The organism is Streptomyces endophytica (assembly GCF_026153355.1).
In the GTDB taxonomy this organism is placed as follows: domain Bacteria; phylum Actinomycetota; class Actinomycetes; order Streptomycetales; family Streptomycetaceae; genus Streptomyces; species Streptomyces endophytica.
Window position 1 is genome coordinate 17,526 of sequence record NZ_CP110636.1, and the last position, 17,099, is coordinate 34,624.

The window sequence follows — 17,099 nt, forward strand, 5'->3', positions numbered from 1 at the left end:
GGTCCGAATGTCGCACCTCGCGCAGCCCATCACCTGTACTTCCCGTGATTCGGGGCCCGGGAAACCCGGACTTCCCCGGCATTCCACCAGGGCTTTTGATCACGGAGCGTAGATGGCTGGAAATTCGCGTCTGTGAGCGATCACACACGCGATGACCGATGGGTGGACCGGTCCAATTCCGCGCAAAGCGAACGTGGCGAAGGATCGCTCCCCGCCCCCCTTTTCGTCAAACCGGCCCCGCCGGCGGACCTCCGCGGTGTACGGCCGCGAGACGGGCGATCCTACCCACCGGGGCCCTGCTGCTGGTCAGGGCGGTGGCGGACGGCTCCAGCGGCCGCACAGCCGCCTTTTCGAGGGCCTCACAGCGGCAGCACCACCCGCATCACGAGACCGCCGCCCTCGCGGGGTTCCGCCGTGATGGTGCCGTCGTGCGCGCGGACGACCGAGCGGACGATGGACAGGCCCAGGCCGACGCCCTTGTCGCTGCCGGTGCGCTCGGTGCGCAGCCGGCGGAACGGCTCGAAGAGATTCTCCACCTCATAGGCGGGGACCACCGGCCCGGTGTTGGTGACCACCAGCACCGCACACCCCGGCTGCGGCTCCGTACTCACCTCCACCCACCCCTCGGGCACGTTGTAGCGCACCGCGTTCTGCACCAGATTCAGCGCGATCCGCTCCAGCAGCACACCATTGCCCTGCACGAAGACCTGCTGCCGCACCCCCCGCAGCACCACACCCTTGGCCTGCGCCTCCTCACGGATCTGGTCCACGGCCTGCGCGGCGACCTCCGACAGATCCACCGGCTTCTTGTCCACGACCTTGTTCTCACTGCGCGCCAGCAGCAACAACCCCTCCACCAACTGCTCACTGCGCTCATTGGTGGCCAGCAGCGTCTTGCCCAGCTGCGCCAGCTCCGGCGAGGCGTCCGGATCGGCCAGCTGCACCTCCAGCAGTGTCCGGTTGATCGCCAACGGCGTCCGCAGCTCGTGCGAGGCATTGGCCACGAACCGCCGCTGCGACTCGAACGCACGGTCCAGCCGGTCCAGCATCTCGTCGAAGGTGTCCGCCAGCTCCTTGAGCTCGTCGTCCGGACCCCCCAACTCGATCCGCCGGTGCAGATCCGACCCCGCCACCCGCTGCGCGGTCCGCGTGATCCGCCCCAACGGCGACAGCACCCGCCCCGCCATCGCATAACCGAACGCGAACGCCACCACCGTCAACCCCAGCAACGCCAGCAACGAACGGTTCAGCAGGCTGTTGAGCGCCAGTGCGCGCTGCTGCTGGAGGCACTGCTCGACGGCCTGCTGGAGCAGCGGTCCGGAGGTCTGGGTGGGCAGGTCACAGATGTCGCTGGTGGACTCGAACTTGCCGCCGAGGATCTTCAGCGGCAGCGCGCTGCCGCTGTGCAGGGCGTCCGCGGCGAGCATGTAGATGATGGTCAGCAGCACGATGCCGGCCATCAGGAACATCCCGCCGTACAGCAGCGTCAGCCGTATCCGGATCGTCGGCCGGAGCCACGGGAAGGGCCGGACGTTGACCGGCGGGCGGGGGTCCCAGGCGGGTTTGGGCGGGATGGGCTGCGGTGGGGCGGCCGGCTTGGAGAACGAGGGCAGGGAAGGCATCGCCGGTCAGATCCGGTATCCCGAGCCGGGGACGGTGACGATCACCGCGGGCTCGCCGAGCTTGCGGCGCAGCGTCATGACCGTGACCCGCACGACGTTGGTGAACGGGTCGGTGTTCTCGTCCCAGGCCTTCTCCAGGAGCTGCTCGGCCGAGACCACGGTGCCCTCGCTGCGCATCAGCACCTCCAGCACCGCGAACTCCTTCGGGGCGAGCTGGACCTCCTTGCCGTCGCGGAAGACCTCGCGGCGGTTCGGGTCGAGCTTGATCCCGGCCCGCTCCAGGACGGGCGGCAGCGCGACGGTCGTACGGCGGCCCAGGGCGCGCACCCGGGCGGTCAGCTCGGTGAAGGCGAACGGCTTGGGGAGGTAGTCGTCCGCGCCGATCTCCAGGCCCTCGACGCGGTCGCTGACGTCCCCGGAGGCGGTGAGCATCAGGACGCGGGTGGGCATCCCCAGCTCGACGATCTTGCGGCAGACGTCGTCGCCGTGGACGACCGGGAGGTCACGGTCGAGCACGACGACGTCGTAGTCGTTGACCGCGATCCGTTCGAGGGCGGCGGCGCCGTCGTAGACCACGTCGACGGCCATGGCCTCCCGGCGTAGTCCGGTGGCCACCGCATCGGCGAGCAGCTGCTCGTCCTCGACGACGAGAACACGCACGTCGCTAGTCCTTCCTCATGGCCCTTTCGGGCGGGCACAACAATCACTCTGAGCCCTTCCATCCTGCCCCGAAGAGCCATAAACCGGCAGTAAGGCGGGAGGGCGGGGGCTGGGGCCCGGGGCCGCTGCGCCCGATCGGCAGGATTCCTGGGCGGGTTGAGGTTTCCCTGAGGTTGCGGGTGGGGAGGACGACTGCACACCCGCGATCACGCCCTGTTTTTACTCTGGCGATCCACGTGCCATGAACTGATCCATTCCGCAGGGACCACGCCGTGATCGACCCACCGTCGGCACACCCCCGTGCCACCGACCCACGACGAGGGGGCGCACATGGACGCGTTCACCGCAGGCATTTTGCAGCGCATAGAGAACACCGAAGCCGATCTGGACCGGGCCCGCCGCGCGGGCGATGACTTCCTCGTCGAGGTCGAGCAGGCCGAGCTCGAGGACCTCCAGCGGCTGGCGAACGAGCACGGTGTGCGTTATGGAGCGGTCAGCACCGCCTGACCGCGACGGCGTACGGGGATCGCGCCCCGGCACCCGGGACAGGGTGCCGGGGCGCGGTCGTGCCCGGGCGGTGGCGCGGCGCGGGTCAGTCGTGCCAGGCGCCGAGCTCGTCCAGCAGCGGCTGGAGCTGCGCGAAGAGCTCCGGCGAGGCGGCGAGGGTCAGCTCGTGGGAGGCCGGCTGTCCGGGGCGGCCACCGGTGCGGGCCCCGGCCTCACGGGCGATCAGCACACCGGCCGCCAGGTCCCAGGGGTTCAGCCCGCGCTCGTAGTAGGCGTCCAGCCGGCCGCAGGCCACATCGCACAGGTCGATGGCGGCCGATCCGCCCCGCCGGATGTCGCGGACCTGCGGCAACAGGGTGCGCACCACCTCGGCCTGGGCGGCGCGGCGGTCGGCCAGGTAGCCGAAGCCGGTGCCGAGCAGCGCCTGGGAGAGCTGCGGCGCGGGCCGGTGCCGGATCGGCTCGCCGTTGTTGTACGCGCCCCGGCCCAGGACGGCGTGACAGGTCTCGCCGCGCATCGGGGCGGCGACGACCCCGACGACCACCTCGCCGTCCTTCTCGGCGGCGATGGACACCGCCCAGGAGGGCAGGTCGTAGAGGTAGTTGACGGTGCCGTCGACGGGGTCGATGACCCAGCGGATGCCGCTGGTCCCCTCGGTACTGGCGCCCTCCTCCCCAGGAAGCCGTCGTCGGGGCGGTGCTCCCCGAGGAAGCCGGTGATCAGCTTCTCGGAGGCGAGGTCCATCTCGGTGACGACGTCGATCGGGCTGGTCTTCGTGGCGGCCACACCGAGATCGGCGGGCCGGCCGTCGCGCAGCAGCGCCCCGGCGCGGCGGGCGGCCTCCAGGGCCAGCTCCAGAAGGTCGTCGTACAGCGCGTCGGTCTGCGTCGGGTCGGGCACGGTGCTCCTTGCTCGGACGAGCGGCGGTCGGGCGGCGGCGGGCGGCGTACGGCAATCGGGGCGGACCGCCGGGCGTACGCCGCCGCGGTGTTCGGGTTTACGCGGGGGCCTGGGCGACCGGGCCCGGCCAGTCGGCGCCGGCCGCGGCCGGGCGCGGGGCGCGGGCCGGGCAGCAGCCGACCGGGCACAGGTCGTGGGAGGGGCCGAGGGCACCGAGGGCGCAGCGCTCGGGCGTGCGGCCGCGTTCGGTGGCGGCGCGCTCCAGGAGGAGCTCGCGGACGGCGGCGGCGAACCGGGGGTCGGCGCCCACGGTCGCGGACCGGGCGACGGGCAGTCCCAGTTCGGCGGCCTTGGCGGTGGCCTCGGTGTCGAGGTCGTACTTGACCTCCATGTGGTCCGAGACGAAGCCGATGGGGGCCATGACCACGGCCGGGACGCCGGCGGCGTGCCGCTCCTCCAGGTGGTCGCAGATGTCGGGCTCCAGCCAGGGGATGTGCGGGGCGCCGCTGCGGGACTGGTAGACGAGCTGCCAGGGGTGGTCCACGCCGGTCTCCGCGCGGACCGCGTCGGCGATCACCCGTGCCACGTCGAGGTGCTGGGCCACGTAGGCGCCGCCCGCACCGTCCTCGGTGTGGTCGTCCGGAGTGCCGGAGGTGTCGGCGGCGGCGGTGGGGATGGAGTGCGTGGTGAACGCGAGGTGGGCGCCGTCGCGGACGTCGTCCGGCAGCGCGGCGAGGGACGCCAGCACCCCGTCGACCATCGGCCGGACGAAGCCGGGGTGGTTGAAGTAGTGCCGCAGCTTGTCGACCTGCGGGACCGGCAGCCCCTCGGCCTGGAGGGCGGCGAGCGCGTCGGCGAGGTTCTCGCGGTACTGGCGGCAGCCCGAGTACGAGGCGTAGGCGCTGGTCGCCAGGACGGCGATGCGGCGGTGGCCGTCGCCCACCATCTGGCGCAGGGTGTCGGTCAGGTAGGGCGCCCAGTTGCGGTTGCCCCAGTAGACCGGCAGTTCCAGGCCGTTCTCGGCGAAGTCCTTGCGCAGTGCGTCGAGCAGCTCGCGGTTCTGGGCGTTGATCGGGCTGACGCCGCCGAACAGGAAGTAGTGCTGCCCCACCTCCTTGAGGCGCTCGCGGGGGATGCCGCGGCCGCGGGTGACGTTCTCCAGGAACGGGACGACGTCGTCGGGGCCTTCGGGGCCGCCGAAGGAGAGCAGCAGCAGGGCGTCGTAGGGGCGGGGATCACGCTGTTCGGGCATGGCATCGATCCTGCCACCCTCGCCCGGGGTGCGGCGGGCAGGTCCCGGTACGCGGACGGCCGGCGAGCGCGGCGGGATCGGTCCGAAAAACCGGAGGCGTCGGGCTCCGCACCGCCCGTAAGCTGTATCGGCCACATACATTCCTTACCGATCTTCGGTCCTCATCCGGCGGAGCGCCCCCGTTGCCCAGTCCTACCGCGCCATCTTCGGCCGCCCCGGCACCAAGTCCTTCTCCGCCGCCGGGCTGCTGGGCCGGATGCCGCTGTCGATGCTGAGCATCGGTGTCGTCACGATGGTCTCCCAGCTGACCGGGCGGTACGGCCTGGCGGGCGCGCTGTCGGCGACCCTCGCGCTGTCCGCGGCGGTGCTCGGTCCGCAGATCTCCCGGCTGGTGGACCGGCACGGCCAGCGCCGGGTGCTGCGCCCGGCGACGCTGGTGTCGCTCGCCGCGGTCGCGGGTCTGCTGCTCAGTGCCCAGCAGCGCTGGCCGGACTGGGTGCTGTTCGTCTTCGCGGCGTGTGCGGGGTGCGTGCCGAGCGTCGGGTCGATGGTCCGGGCGCGCTGGGCGGAGCTGTACCGGGGTTCCCCGCGGGAGCTGCACACCGCGTACTCGTGGGAGTCGATCGTCGACGAGATGTGCTTCATCGTCGGGCCGATCCTGTCGATCGGGCTGTCCACCGCGTGGTTCCCGGAGGCCGGACCGCTGCTCGCGGGCGGCTTCCTGGCGGCGGGGGTGTTCTGGCTGACGGCGCAGCGGGCGACGGAGCCGGTGCCGCATCCGCGGGGGCAGCAGGCCAGCGGCTCGGCGCTGCGTTCGCCGGGGCTGCAGGTGCTGGTGGGGACGTTCGTGGCGACCGGCGCGATCTTCGGGGCGATCGACGTGGTGACGGTGGCCTTCGCGGAGCAGGACGGGCACAAGACGGCGGCCAGTCTGGTGCTGGCCGTGTATGCGCTCGGTTCGTGTGTGGCCGGTGCCGTCTTCGGGCTGCTGCACCTCAAGGGCCATCCGTCGCGCCGCTGGGTGATCGGGGTGTGCGCGATGGCGGTGAGCATGGTGCCGCTGCAGCTGGTGGGTTCGCTGCCGCTGCTGGCGGTCGCGCTGTTCGTGGCGGGGCTGTCCATCGCGCCGACGATGGTGACGACGATGGCTCTGGTCGAGGAGCACGTCCCGCAGTCGAAGCTGACCGAGGGCATGACGTGGACCAGCACCGGTCTGGCCGTGGGGGTGGCGCTGGGTTCGTCGGCGGCCGGCTGGGTGGTGGACGCCGCCGGTGCGGAGCGCGGCTATCTGGTGCCGGGCGCGTCGGGCGTACTGGCCGCGCTGGTGGCGTTCGCGGGTTACCGCCGGCTCCGTCCGCGGCAGCCGGCGGCCACGGCAGCCCCGGTCGCGGCGGGTCTGCCGGAGGGCGGCACCGCGGCCGCGGAACGGCAGGGTGGGCAGCCCGTCGCGTGAGTCGCGCGACCCCGGGGGTTACCGGCGGTACGAGATGTCCCGGAGCCGGGTGATTACGGCCGATTCCTTGATCGCGTAATTCCGCTCACCCCCTGTGGAGGACCCCGGGGTGACTGACATCATGCGCTCACACCAACGGCGGCCGACCGGCCGGCCCGCGTGAGGGAGGGGACGTCACCATGGCAGTCAGCAACGCCGTCGACGGCTCGGGAGGGCGCGGCTCCACCGCCGCCCCGTGGCGCAACTGGGCGGGCAACGTCACCGCCCGCCCCGCCCGGACGGTGGCCCCGGCGAGCACCGAGGAGCTGGCGGCCGCGGTCCGCGCCGCCGCCGCGGACGGGCTGACGGTCAAGGCGGCCGGTACGGGCCACTCCTTCACCCCGGCGGCCGCCACCGACGGGCTGCTGGTCCGTCCCGAGCGGCTGACCGGCGTGCGCGCGGTGGACCGCGCGGCCGGCACGGTCACGGTGGCCGCCGGAACGCCCCTCAAGCGCCTCAACGAGACGCTGTCCGCGCACGGGCTGTCGCTGACCAACATGGGCGACATCATGGAACAGACCGTCTCCGGGGCGGTCAGCACCGGCACCCACGGCACCGGCCGGGACTCGGCGTCGCTGGCCGCCCAGATCACCGGCCTGGAGCTGGTCACCGCCGACGGCTCGGTGCTGACCTGTTCCGCCAAGGAGAACCCCGACGTCTTCGCCGCGGCCCGGCTGGGCCTGGGCGCGCTCGGCGTGATCACCGAGCTCACCTTCGCCGTGGAGCCGGAGTTCCTGCTGACCGCCCGTGAGGAGCCGATGCCGTTCGACGAGGTGACCGGACGGTTCGACGAACTGGTCGCCGAGAACGAGCACTTCGAGTTCTACTGGTTCCCGCACACCGGCAACTGCAACACCAAGCGCAACAACCGCAGCCAGGGTCCCGCGGCCCCGCCCGGCCGGATCAGCGGCTGGGTCGAGGACGAGCTGCTGTCCAACGGCGTCTTCCAGGTCGCCTGCGCCGTCGGGCGCGCGCTGCCGGCCGCCATACCGGGCATCGCCAGGATCTCCAGCCGCGCCCTGTCGGCCCGTACGTACACCGACATCCCTACAAGGTGTTCACCTCACCGCGCCGGGTGCGGTTCGTGGAGATGGAGTACGCACTGCCCCGGGCGGCCGCGGTCGCGGCGCTGGGCGAGCTGAAGGCGCTGGTGGAGCGCTCGGAGTTCAAGATCAGCTTCCCGGTGGAGGTGCGCACCGCGCCGGCCGACGACCTCCCGCTGTCCACCGCCTCCGGCCGGGACACCGTCTACGTCGCCGTGCACATGTACCGCGGCACGCCCCACGAGGCGTACTTCGCGGCCGCCGAGCGGATCATGACCGCGCACGAGGGCCGCCCGCACTGGGGCAAGCTGCACACCCGCGACGCGGCGTACCTCGCCGACGCCTATCCGCGGTTCGGCGAGTTCACCGCCGTCCGGGACCGGCTGGACCCGGACCGCCGGTTCGGCAACGCGTACCTGCGCCGGGTGCTCGGGGACTGACCCGGAGCACCCGACGCGGGGCGCGGCCGGTTCAGGAGGCTCCCGGTGCGGGCGCCTCGGCCTCGGGCTCCGGCCCGCTCTGCTGACCCCCCTGGTGCCCGCCGGTCGCGTCGTCGCTGCCGGTGCCGCCGCTGTCCGCCGAACCGCTCGGGGACGGGTTCGTGGACGGCGAGTCCTCCGGGTCCGGCGAGGTCTTGCCGCCGTCGGACGGGCTGGGGCTCGGCGACGGGGTGCCGTGGTCGGTGCCCCGGCCGTTGTCGGTGTCGCCGGACCTGCCCGGGTCCGGGGTCGCACCGCCGTTGCCGTGCCGGCCGCCGTCCCCGGGGTGTGGCCCGGGCCGGGCGACTGCGGGGTGACGGGCTGGTGCCGGCCGGTGCTCCCGGTCTCGGTGAGGTTGCCGAGCGTGGTGCCCTGCTGGCCGCTCGGGGTCTGCCCGGTCAGCATCTCGGTGGCGGTCACCCCGCCCATGGCGAGGGCGAACACCGCGAGCGCGCCGAGCGCCGGCCGCTTCCAGCCGCGCAGCCGCGTGCCGTACGTGGTGGCGCTGACCTCCTCGGGCCGGCCGACGCGCGACCCGGCCGGGCGCGGGACGGCATCCGGGCGGGCGGGCGGCCCCACCGGTGCCATGGCGCGCTCGTCGAGGCGCGGCACCATTTGGGTCCGGTCCAGGGGGTGGGCGTTCGCGGGATCGCGCCGGAGGGCCTGCACGGCCCGGGGGATCACCTGCGTACGGGCCGCGTCGGGCCCGGCGGGCTCGGCGGCGACGGAGGTGATGTGGTCCTCCGTGCCCTGCTTGTCGAAGGTGGGCAGCACCATCGTGGGGTCGGGCCGCCCTGTCTGCCGGGTGGTGGATCGAGTGCGGGAGGAGGAGCGGCGCGGCCTCGGCCGGGTGCTGACCGAAGCTTCCTTGATCTGCTCGCCGGTACGCCGGAAGAGGTGCTGGAATATCGACCCGCCGGTCGTGGCCACGACACTGACCAGACCCGCGCCGATGATGGTTCCGTACACACCGAGTTGACCGGCGAGATACGCGGCGACGGCCGCGGCGAGTGCACTGCCGGACACCTGAGCGACGCTCAGGTCTATCCGCTTCTCCTTCTTCTTCGTGCCTGTTTCGGTTTCTTCGTCCATCTCCAACCTTTGATAGCCCCTTCGATCCATCTTGCACGGAGAAGTGACCAATTGGCGGAGTCAAAGGTTCCGAATCTGGGGAATATGTGAAACTCGCCACCCGTGCGTCAGGTCGAGAGATCGACAAGGTGACCGACCACCGCTGTTCCCCCAAAGTTCGGCGGCGCGGCGGTCCACCTCGGTGGTCCGAATGGAGTACTGTGACGAACCCTGGCCCGGTTCCCGTCCGGCTGCCCGGAACCCATGGGAGGGGCCAGATGGCGGCACTCACCCCGGGGCGCCGCCGCTCGGCACGGGTGATCGGCGACAGGGCAAGCGGCATGGTCACTGAGCGTTGCGAACTGGTAACCGTGTCATAACGGCGTTCGAGGGCCAAGCCTCGACACGCCGGGCAACTCGGCAATGTTGTGGCAGGCTGCACCCGGGCAGGCCACACTCGACTAGCGGAAGCAGCGACGCACGTGACGTCGGCAGGCACCACCCGGGAGGTCCCCATGCCCGAACTGCGTGTCGTGGCCGTCTCCAACGACGGCACACGGCTGGTGCTCAAAGCTGCGGACAGCACCGAGTACACGCTTCCGATCGACGAGCGGCTGCGCGCCGCCGTCCGCAACGACCGCGCGCGGCTGGGCCAGATCGAGATCGAGGTCGAGAGCCACCTGCGGCCGCGGGACATCCAGGCCCGGATAAGAGCCGGTGCCTCCGCCGAAGAGGTCGCGCAGCTGGCCGGCATCCCCGTCGACCGGGTGCGCCGCTTCGAGGGCCCGGTGCTGGCCGAGCGCGCCTTCATGGCCGAGCGGGCCCGCAAGACGCCGGTGCGCCGGCCCGGTGAGAACACCGGCCCGCAGCTCGGCGAGGCGGTCGCGGAGCGGCTGCTGCTGCGCGGCGCCGACAAGGACAGCGTCCAGTGGGACTCCTGGCGCCGGGACGACGGCACCTGGGAGGTGCTGCTGGTCTACCGGGTCGCCGCCGAACCGCACTCGGCGAGCTGGACCTACGACCCGCGCGCCGGCTCGTCCAGGCCGTGGACGACGAGGCCCGGGCACTGATCGGCGAAGCCGACGACACGCCCGAGCCCAGCTTCCCGTTCGTGCCGCGGATCGCCCGGCTGCCGCGCGACCGACCGCTGGACCGCACGCTGGACCGGCACCCCGAGCGCGGTGAGCGCGGTGCGCAGGCCGGCACCGAGGACGACGCCCGGGGCGCGGAGGAGGCCACCGGCGAGCGGGAGCGGGATTCGCTGACCAGCCTGCTGGAGGCGGTGCCGAGCTTCCGCGGCGACATGGTCGTACCGGAGAGCGCCAAGGCGCCGCAGGCCGACGAGGAGTCCGAGGCCGAGGTCGAGGAGCCGCCGGCCCCGGCGGCGAGCGCGGGCGCGGGTTCCGCGTACGCCGATGTGCTGATGCCGCGGGCGGTGGCCGGCCACCGCGACCGGCTGACCGGGACGACGGACCGGCAGGCCGAGGCGGACGGCGTCCGGCCCGGCCGCCGGGCCGCGGTGCCCAGCTGGGACGAGATCGTCTTCGGCACCCGGCGGAAGAAGCCGGAGTAGCGGCCGCCGCCTTGTGACCCCGTCCGTCCGCCCGGTCCCGCTCAGGGGCCGGGCGGACGGCCGCGTACGGGGCCGGGTACGGCCCGTGGCGGGGCTCAGCCGGGCTGCGGGCCGGTGGCGACCGGCCGGGCGGGTCGGCGGACCATTCGCTCCAGGAACCGTACAGAGCCGCGGGGATACCCGCGTGCGCCAGCGCCAGCACTGTGTGGGCCGCGGAGACCCGGAGCCGCAGTAGACGCCGACCTCCGCGTCCGGGGTGGCGCCCAGCGCCGCGAACCGCTCGGCCAGCTCGGCGCGGTCCCGGAAGACCGTGCCGCCCTCGGCGACGTTCTCGGTCGTCGGCGCGGACACCGCACCGGGGATGTGGCCGGCGACCCGGTCGAGCGGCTCCACCTCGCCCCGGTAGCGCTCGCCGGCCCGGGCGTCCAGCAGGACGCCGCGGCGGGCCAGGGCGGCCGCCTCGTCCGCGGTCAGCAGCGGCAGCGCGCCCGGCACCGGCGTGAAGTCGCCCGGTTCGGAGCCGGTTGGGCGGTGCTCAGCTCGCCGCCGCGGCCCGCCAGGCGGCCAGCCCGCCGTCCAGTACCCGTACGTCCTGGTGGCCGCTCCAGCGCAGCAGCCACCAGGCGCGGGCGGCCGCCCAGCCCTGTCCGCCGTCGTAGACGACCACCGGGCGGTCCGCGCGGACCCGGCGGCCTGCATCGCCTTGGCGAAGACGCCGAGATCGGGGAGCGGGTGCCGGCCGGCCGGGCCGGGCGGCGCAGCCAGCTCGGCGTCGAGGTCGACGTAGACCGCGCCGGGCACATGGCCGGCCTCGTACTCGGGGCGGCCGGGCGGACCCCCGAGCTGGTAGCGGACGTCCAGGACCACCGGAGGAGCGGACTGCGCCAGCTCGCTCGCGAGTTCGGTAGCGGTGATGATGACATTCATGGGACTCATCCTTGCGTAGCGGCGACTACGTACAGAAGGCGGGTGCGCACCCTCCGTATGACGGAGTTACGCTCTGCAGTAACGGCTCCGAAACGGACTCGAAACATCAAAACGGGCATTCTCCTTTGCGAACGCGCCGTGGACGGCGCGGCCGGGGCGCACACCAGGACACAGGGTGCGAGCATCTGCTCGGGACCCGCGCCCGTACCCCCATGGTCAGCCCCCGATGCTCCGAGGAGAGTGACGATGACGACCGAGGCAGCGACTCGGCGGATGCCCGGCGCGCCCTGCTGGGTGAGCCTCCTGGCCCACAGTCTTACGCGACGCAGGAGTTCTACGGCGCGCTGTTCGGCTGGGAGTTCCGCCGGGGCCGCAGCACTTCGGTCCGTACGCGCGGGCCTTCCTCGACGGCCGGGAGGTCGCCGGGGTCGGCGAGCTGGCGCCCGACCGTCATCTGCCGGTCGCCTGGACCACCTACCTCGCCACCGACGACGCCGATGTGACCGCCGAGCAGGTCCGTTGCTGCGGCGGGACGGTGGGCGTCGGCCCGCTGGACGCGGACCATGACGCGGGCCGGATGGCGATCGCCTCCGACCCGCAGGGGGCGATCTTCGGGATCTGGCAGGGCCGGACGATGATGGGCACCGCGGTCACCGGCGAGCCCGGCACCCCGGTGTGGAACGAGCTGGTCACCCAGGAGACCGGCACCGTCAGCCCGTTCTACGAGCACGTCTTCGGCTTCGAGGCCGAGCCGGCTCCCGCCGACGGCACCGGCTCGGGCGCCGACTATCTGACCCTGCGCCTCAAGGGCCGTCCGGTGGCCGGCATCCACGCGTGGGCAACGCGCCGCTCCGCGACCGCGGCCCCCATTGGATGACGTACTTCGCGGTCCCCGACACGGACGCCGCGGCCCGCCGCGTCACCGAACTGGGCGGCCACGTACTGGAGCCGGCCCACGAGTCCGCCACGGCCGCGCGGCAACGGTCGCCGACAGCGAGGGCGCGGTCTTTACGATCGTCCAGCAGCGCTGAGCGGGCAGACCAAAAAGTACCGTGCGGTCTTTTTAATTGCGCCACCCCTGCGTCTCGCCCAGGCGTCCGCCCGGCTCAGGAGACCGCCGTGGCCTTCCCCGCCTCGAAGAGCCGCTCGGCGCGGAACGGTGAGGTGTCCAGCCTCGCCAGCACCCGGGAACGGCGACGTTGGGCAGGAAGAGCTCCAGGAGCCGGGAGACTCGGTGGAGAGGTCGGGACCGTGCGGCATGGCCTCCGCGACGAGCTGCACGCCGGTCCAGGCGCCGACGAACAGCCGGCCGTGTCGGTCGGATCGACGTGCGGCAGCAGTTCCCCCCTCCCCGGTCGATGAGCAGTTCGCGCCCAGCATGATCCAGTCGGGCCAGCGGGTGCCGAAGAGGCTGCGCGCCTTGGAGTCGACGGACAGCCGGATCGAAGCACTCAACAGGGGCTCCCGGGCAGGCGGTGAGCAGCAGCAGTGAGATGTCCATTCCTGGAGCTTGAGCGCCTGCGGCACCAGCCCCTCGGTGGTCACCGCCTCGCCGAGGACACCGCGGGCGAGCTCCTCTTGGAGGTGAAGTGGAAGTACAGCGCACCACGGGTGAGCTTGGCCCGCTCGATGATGGCGGCAATGGTGGCGGCTTCGTAGCCGTACTCATTGAAGATCTCCGCGGCGGCCACCAGGAGGCCTTGCGTGTGCGGATCGCCCGCTCCTGTTTCGCCAACTCGCGTCTCCGTGACCCAGGTGTTTGCCGCAGTCTTTACCGCAGCACAGAAAAAGACCGCGGACCCGGTATTTTATCAGCGCGCAACTTCCTTCACATGCGTCGCATACAGGGGACCCCCATGCCCGAAGCCGCCATCCGCATACGCCCGTTGCCCCACGACCGAGGGTCTCCGGGCCCGCACTCCGCGTTCTCGATGCTCAGAGCGGTGCAAGCGCCGTCGAGCCCACCGGAGTTCCACGTGAATATGCCCATCTCCAGGACTCAGGGCGGGTATTCATCACTGGCTGGAACCGTTGCGGCCCCGGCGCATTCTCGCTCACCGGGCGATGGCCGGCCGCCACGGCGACGGGCGATGCGACCCGAGAGTGCTGGCGCAAACCTTCCGGCAGAGCGGACTGACGATCGCTCACGCGGAATATGGCGTCCCACTTTCTCACCACATGATTCTGCACGACCTGAGTTTCACGGCGAATCCGAAATTCCGCGTTTCGGCCAGTGGGCCCACGGAACTCGGCATCGAGGTCGCCGTCACCCAGACCCGCCGCACCGGCCGCTGCGCCAGCGCCCTCGGCATGGTCGTCCGGATCCATCAGGACGACGTCACCGTCGCGCAGGGCGGAGTCGGAGTTCGTCTGGTCCTCGCCCGCGGTGTACCGACGCCTGCGCGGCGAGCACCTCGGCGTCGGCTGGGGCTCCTGGCCGCTCCCCGCCCCGGTCGCCCCGGAGCTGGTGGGCCGGTCCAGTGCGGCCGAGGTGATGCTCGCCCCGGCGGCCGCCCGCGCGCTGGCAACTGCGCAACGACACCGGCAACACGCTGCTGTTCGACCATCCCGTCGATCATGTCCCGGGCCTCGCCCTGCTCGAAGCCGCCTATCAGGCCGCTCACGCCACCGCCGCACCGGCCCGCTTCACCCGGAGACGGTCATCAGCTCCTACGCACGCTATGTCGAGTTCGACGAACCGTGCTGGATCGAGGCGCAATTGCTGCCCCGCACCCCCTCAGGCCGCCTCACCGTCCTCGTCACCGGCACCCAGGGCGGCCGGACCGTCTTCCGCGCGGGGCTGAGCGGAGCGGCCTGCCAGGGCTCGGGGCGGGACGGCTCACTGGTTGACCAGTCCGCCGTCCACCGGCAGCACCGTCCGGTCAGGAACGGGCAGCGGTCGCTGAGCAGCCATGCCGCGGCCGCCGCGATCTCCTCCGGGGCCGCGGTACGGCCTTGCGGCGTCGCGGAGTTGGCCATCTCCTCCAGGCCGGGGTTGCGGGCGAACCAGTCGGTGGTGATCTCGCTGCGGGTGGTGCCGGGCGCCACCGCGTTCACCCTGATGCCTGGCGGGCGTACTCGTCCGCCGCGGCCCGGGTGAGCCCCACCACCGCGTGCTTGGAGGCGATGTAGGGGGCGGCGGGGGATCGCGATCAGACCGGCCACACTGCTGTTGTTGACGATGGTGCCGGCGCCCTGCGGGAGCATCGCGGCTATCTCGTGGCGCAGGCAGTTCCAGACGCCGCGCACATTGGTGTCCATGATGGCGTCGTACACGTCGTCGGACATCAGGTGGAGCGGGGTGCGGTTCGCGCCGATGCCGGCGTTGTTGAACGCCGCGTCCAGCCGCCCGTACGTCGAGACGGCGAAGTCCACCGCCCGGGCGGCGTCCTCGGCACGGACACGTCGGCGGCAACGTACGCGGCCTCGGCGCCCTCGGCCCGCAGGGCGCCCGCCAGTTCGGCGAGCCGTTCTTCGCGGCGGGCGACCAGGACGACCGTCGCCCCCTCGGCGGAGAACACCCGCGCCGCGCGGCGCCGATCCCACTGCTCGCCCCCGTGACCAGGACGATTTTGCCGGAGAGAAGTTTGCCCGAGAGAAGATCGCTGTTCATGGGAGGAGTCTGGCAGGGGCCGCCCCGGGCGAGGGATCAGCCCGTCACGTCCTGGGGCGTCGGGGCGACCGGCAGGACGTCCGGGGAGAGCGCGCCGCACGGGCCGTGGCGCTGGTCATCCGGCGCAGGTGGTGGCGGCGGCAGAGCACCTCGTAACCACTTCCGCGGTCGTCTGGCGGACGTCGCCGACCACGACCTGGGCGCCCTCGACGACCATCGCGCCGTCACCGTGCGGGCGTTGTGCGTGGCCCGGGCGCCGCACCAGCACAGCGCCTCGACCTGCAACGCCTCGATGCGGTCGGCGAGTTCGATCAGCGCTGGGAGCCGGGGAACAGCCGGGTGCGGAAGTCGGTGGTGATGCCGAACGCGAAGACGTCCAGGTCGAGGTCGTCGACGACCCGGGCCAACTGGTCGATCTGGCCGGGGCGAGGACTGGGCCTCGTCCACGATCACGTAGTCCGCCGGCGCCGCGGGAGATGTGCGCGACGAGGTAGGCGTACAGGTCCATGCCCTCTTCGACCTCGACGGCGTCGGTGACCAGGCCCAGCCGCGAGGAGAGCCGACCCTCGCCGGCCGGTCGTCACGGGTGAAGATGACCCCTTCCAGGCCCCGCGCGGCGCGGTTGTGCCCGATCTGCAGCGCCAGGGTGCTCTTCCCGCAATCCATCGTTCCGGAGAAAAAAAACCAATTCGGACATGGGTCGGGGGAGGGCCTTTCGGGTCGGAGTCGTCGCCCGCCCGGGGAGGGCACGGCCCGCGCGGGGCCAACGGGCGGAGGGCAGGGGGGAGGTGACGGGCGGGGTCGCGGGCGGGCTGCGGTCAGGTGCGGACTTCCAGGAGCGGCACCAGCTGCTCCATGGAGGTCATCGACCGTGCATCCGACCATCTCCGACTCCCGGGGCTCCCGTTCGGTCGCGATGATCACCATGTCGGCGTGCGCGGCGCGACCACGTCGCCGATCCGGTCGCGCACCCGGTCGTCGACGTACGGCCCGAACCACCCGGCGGCGATGGCCTCTTCGCGACTGGCGACCACATCTGGTCGCCGACCACCTCGCGCCAGACGGCGAGCACATCGGCGGCCGCGCCCGGATGGGCGTAGACGTGCCGGGCCCGGCCCTCGCCGCCAACAGGCGGACACCGGCGCGGAGTTCCCAGTCCTCGTCGAAGTCGATCCGGGACTCCGGGCCGAACGGGATGTCGATCATGCCGTGGTCGGCGGTGATGTAGAGCGCGCTGCGTGGCGGAAGTTGCTCGGCCAGTCGCTGGGCCAGCCGGTCGACGTACATCAACTGCCCGCGCCAGGCGTCGGAGTTGACGCCGTAGCGGTGGCCCTTGCCGTCGACCTCGGAGTAGTACGTGTAGACCAGCGAGCGGTCGGCGGCGCCAGCTGCTCGGCGGCCAGGTCCATCCGCTCCTCGCCGGAGAACGGCCGTGGAAGGAGCCGCCGCTGAGCGCGATCTTGGTGAGCGGGGTGTGCTGGAAGTCCGGCGCGGAGACCTGGCAGGTGTGGATGCCCGCGGCGTCCGCGAGCTGGAAGACCGTCGGGTACGGCTGCCAGGTGTACGGGTCGGTCCACGGGTACCAGCGCAGCTGGTTCATCAGCTCACCGGTGGCCGGGTCCTGGCAGGTGTAGCCCGGCAGGCCGTGGACGCCGGGCGGCAGGCCCGTGCCCACCGAGGCGAGCGAGGGTCGCGGTGGTCGAGGGGAAACGGCGGTGAGCGGACGGCCGCTGCCGTTGAACGACGTCCCCAGGAGGGAGGTGAGGAACGGTGCTCCTCCGGGTGCGCGCGGAGCAGGTCCCAGCCGAGGCCGTCGATCAGGAAGACACAGGCCCGTCGGCGGGCGCGAGGTCCATGCCGGTGGCGAGCTCGGTCATGCCGAGGCCGGCGGGAGGGTCGGCAGCAGATCGGCGAGCGAGCCGGTGCCGTACTGCGGGACCGGGGCGCCCAGCGGGTCGAG

8 protein-coding genes and 8 pseudogenes are annotated in these 17,099 nt (G+C 72.4%); 7 read left to right on the plus strand and 9 right to left on the minus strand.

The features are described from left to right. Positions 1 to 359: 359 nt before the first annotated feature. Both OJ254_RS00100 and OJ254_RS00105 read right to left on the minus strand, forming a co-directional pair. Complete coding sequence (locus tag OJ254_RS00100; RefSeq protein ID WP_265360768.1) at positions 360 to 1,622, minus strand: sensor histidine kinase; 1,263 nt, start codon at positions 1,620 to 1,622, stop codon at positions 360 to 362. Between the two features lie 6 nt (positions 1,623 to 1,628). Beyond that, positions 1,629 to 2,282 carry a response regulator transcription factor gene (locus tag OJ254_RS00105; protein WP_006602630.1) on the minus strand — a complete coding sequence of 218 codons (654 nt, stop codon included), beginning with the start codon at positions 2,280 to 2,282 and terminating at the stop codon, positions 1,629 to 1,631. 330 nt (positions 2,283 to 2,612) lie between these two features. On the opposite strand from OJ254_RS00105, the gene OJ254_RS00110 reads away from it, so the two are divergent. Next, a complete protein-coding gene (locus tag OJ254_RS00110; RefSeq protein ID WP_265360769.1) occupies positions 2,613 to 2,789 on the plus strand; it encodes a hypothetical protein in 177 nt (58 codons plus the stop codon). Between the two features lie 85 nt (positions 2,790 to 2,874). Here the strand turns inward: OJ254_RS00110 and OJ254_RS00115 are convergent. Then, positions 2,875 to 3,689, minus strand: a pseudogene (locus tag OJ254_RS00115) (inositol monophosphatase family protein). A gap of 97 nt (positions 3,690 to 3,786) precedes the next feature. Next, positions 3,787 to 4,941: a ferrochelatase gene (locus OJ254_RS00120; protein WP_265360770.1), complete on the minus strand. Its 1,155-nt coding sequence runs from the start codon at positions 4,939 to 4,941 to the stop codon at positions 3,787 to 3,789. A 256-nt stretch (positions 4,942 to 5,197) separates the two neighbouring features. Between OJ254_RS00120 and OJ254_RS00125 the strand changes: the two genes are divergently transcribed. The 4 genes and pseudogenes from OJ254_RS00125 (at position 5,198) to sepH (ending at position 10,599) form a co-directional block, all read left to right on the plus strand. After that, a complete protein-coding gene (locus tag OJ254_RS00125; RefSeq protein ID WP_265360771.1) occupies positions 5,198 to 6,394 on the plus strand; it encodes an MFS transporter in 1,197 nt (398 codons plus the stop codon). Between the two features lie 179 nt (positions 6,395 to 6,573). Then, a pseudogene (locus tag OJ254_RS00130) lies at positions 6,574 to 7,916 on the plus strand (D-arabinono-1,4-lactone oxidase). A 936-nt stretch (positions 7,917 to 8,852) separates the two neighbouring features. Next, entirely contained in the window at positions 8,853 to 9,137 is a 285-nt protein-coding gene (locus OJ254_RS00135) for a hypothetical protein (protein ID WP_265360772.1), read from the plus strand. 404 nt (positions 9,138 to 9,541) lie between these two features. Then, positions 9,542 to 10,599 (plus strand): annotated as a pseudogene (gene sepH, locus OJ254_RS00140) (septation protein SepH). A 95-nt stretch (positions 10,600 to 10,694) separates the two neighbouring features. Here sepH and OJ254_RS00145 read toward each other — a convergent pair. Next, a pseudogene (locus OJ254_RS00145) lies at positions 10,695 to 11,526 on the minus strand (sulfurtransferase). 246 nt (positions 11,527 to 11,772) lie between these two features. On the opposite strand from OJ254_RS00145, the pseudogene OJ254_RS00150 reads away from it, so the two are divergent. Next, positions 11,773 to 12,557, plus strand: a pseudogene (locus OJ254_RS00150) (VOC family protein). A gap of 510 nt (positions 12,558 to 13,067) precedes the next feature. On the opposite strand, the gene OJ254_RS00155 reads toward OJ254_RS00150, so the two are convergent. After that, positions 13,068 to 13,217, minus strand: a complete 150-nt coding sequence (locus OJ254_RS00155; protein WP_265360773.1) for a TetR family transcriptional regulator — start codon at positions 13,215 to 13,217, stop codon at positions 13,068 to 13,070. 373 nt (positions 13,218 to 13,590) lie between these two features. Here OJ254_RS00155 and OJ254_RS00160 point away from each other — a divergent pair. Further along, a pseudogene (locus tag OJ254_RS00160) lies at positions 13,591 to 13,824 on the plus strand (AfsA-related hotdog domain-containing protein); the annotation flags it as partial. Between the two features lie 381 nt (positions 13,825 to 14,205). Here OJ254_RS00160 and OJ254_RS00165 read toward each other — a convergent pair. The 3 genes and pseudogenes from OJ254_RS00165 to OJ254_RS00175 all read right to left on the minus strand — a co-directional run bounded on the left by OJ254_RS00165 (position 14,206) and on the right by OJ254_RS00175 (position 17,090). After that, entirely contained in the window at positions 14,206 to 14,901 is a 696-nt protein-coding gene (locus OJ254_RS00165; protein WP_265360774.1) for an SDR family oxidoreductase, read from the minus strand. Positions 14,902 to 15,175: 274 nt separating this feature from the next. Next, positions 15,176 to 15,805 (minus strand): annotated as a pseudogene (locus OJ254_RS00170) (thymidine kinase). 152 nt (positions 15,806 to 15,957) lie between these two features. Beyond that, positions 15,958 to 17,090: pseudogene (locus OJ254_RS00175) on the minus strand (alkaline phosphatase family protein). Between the last annotated feature and the right edge of the window lie 9 nt (positions 17,091 to 17,099).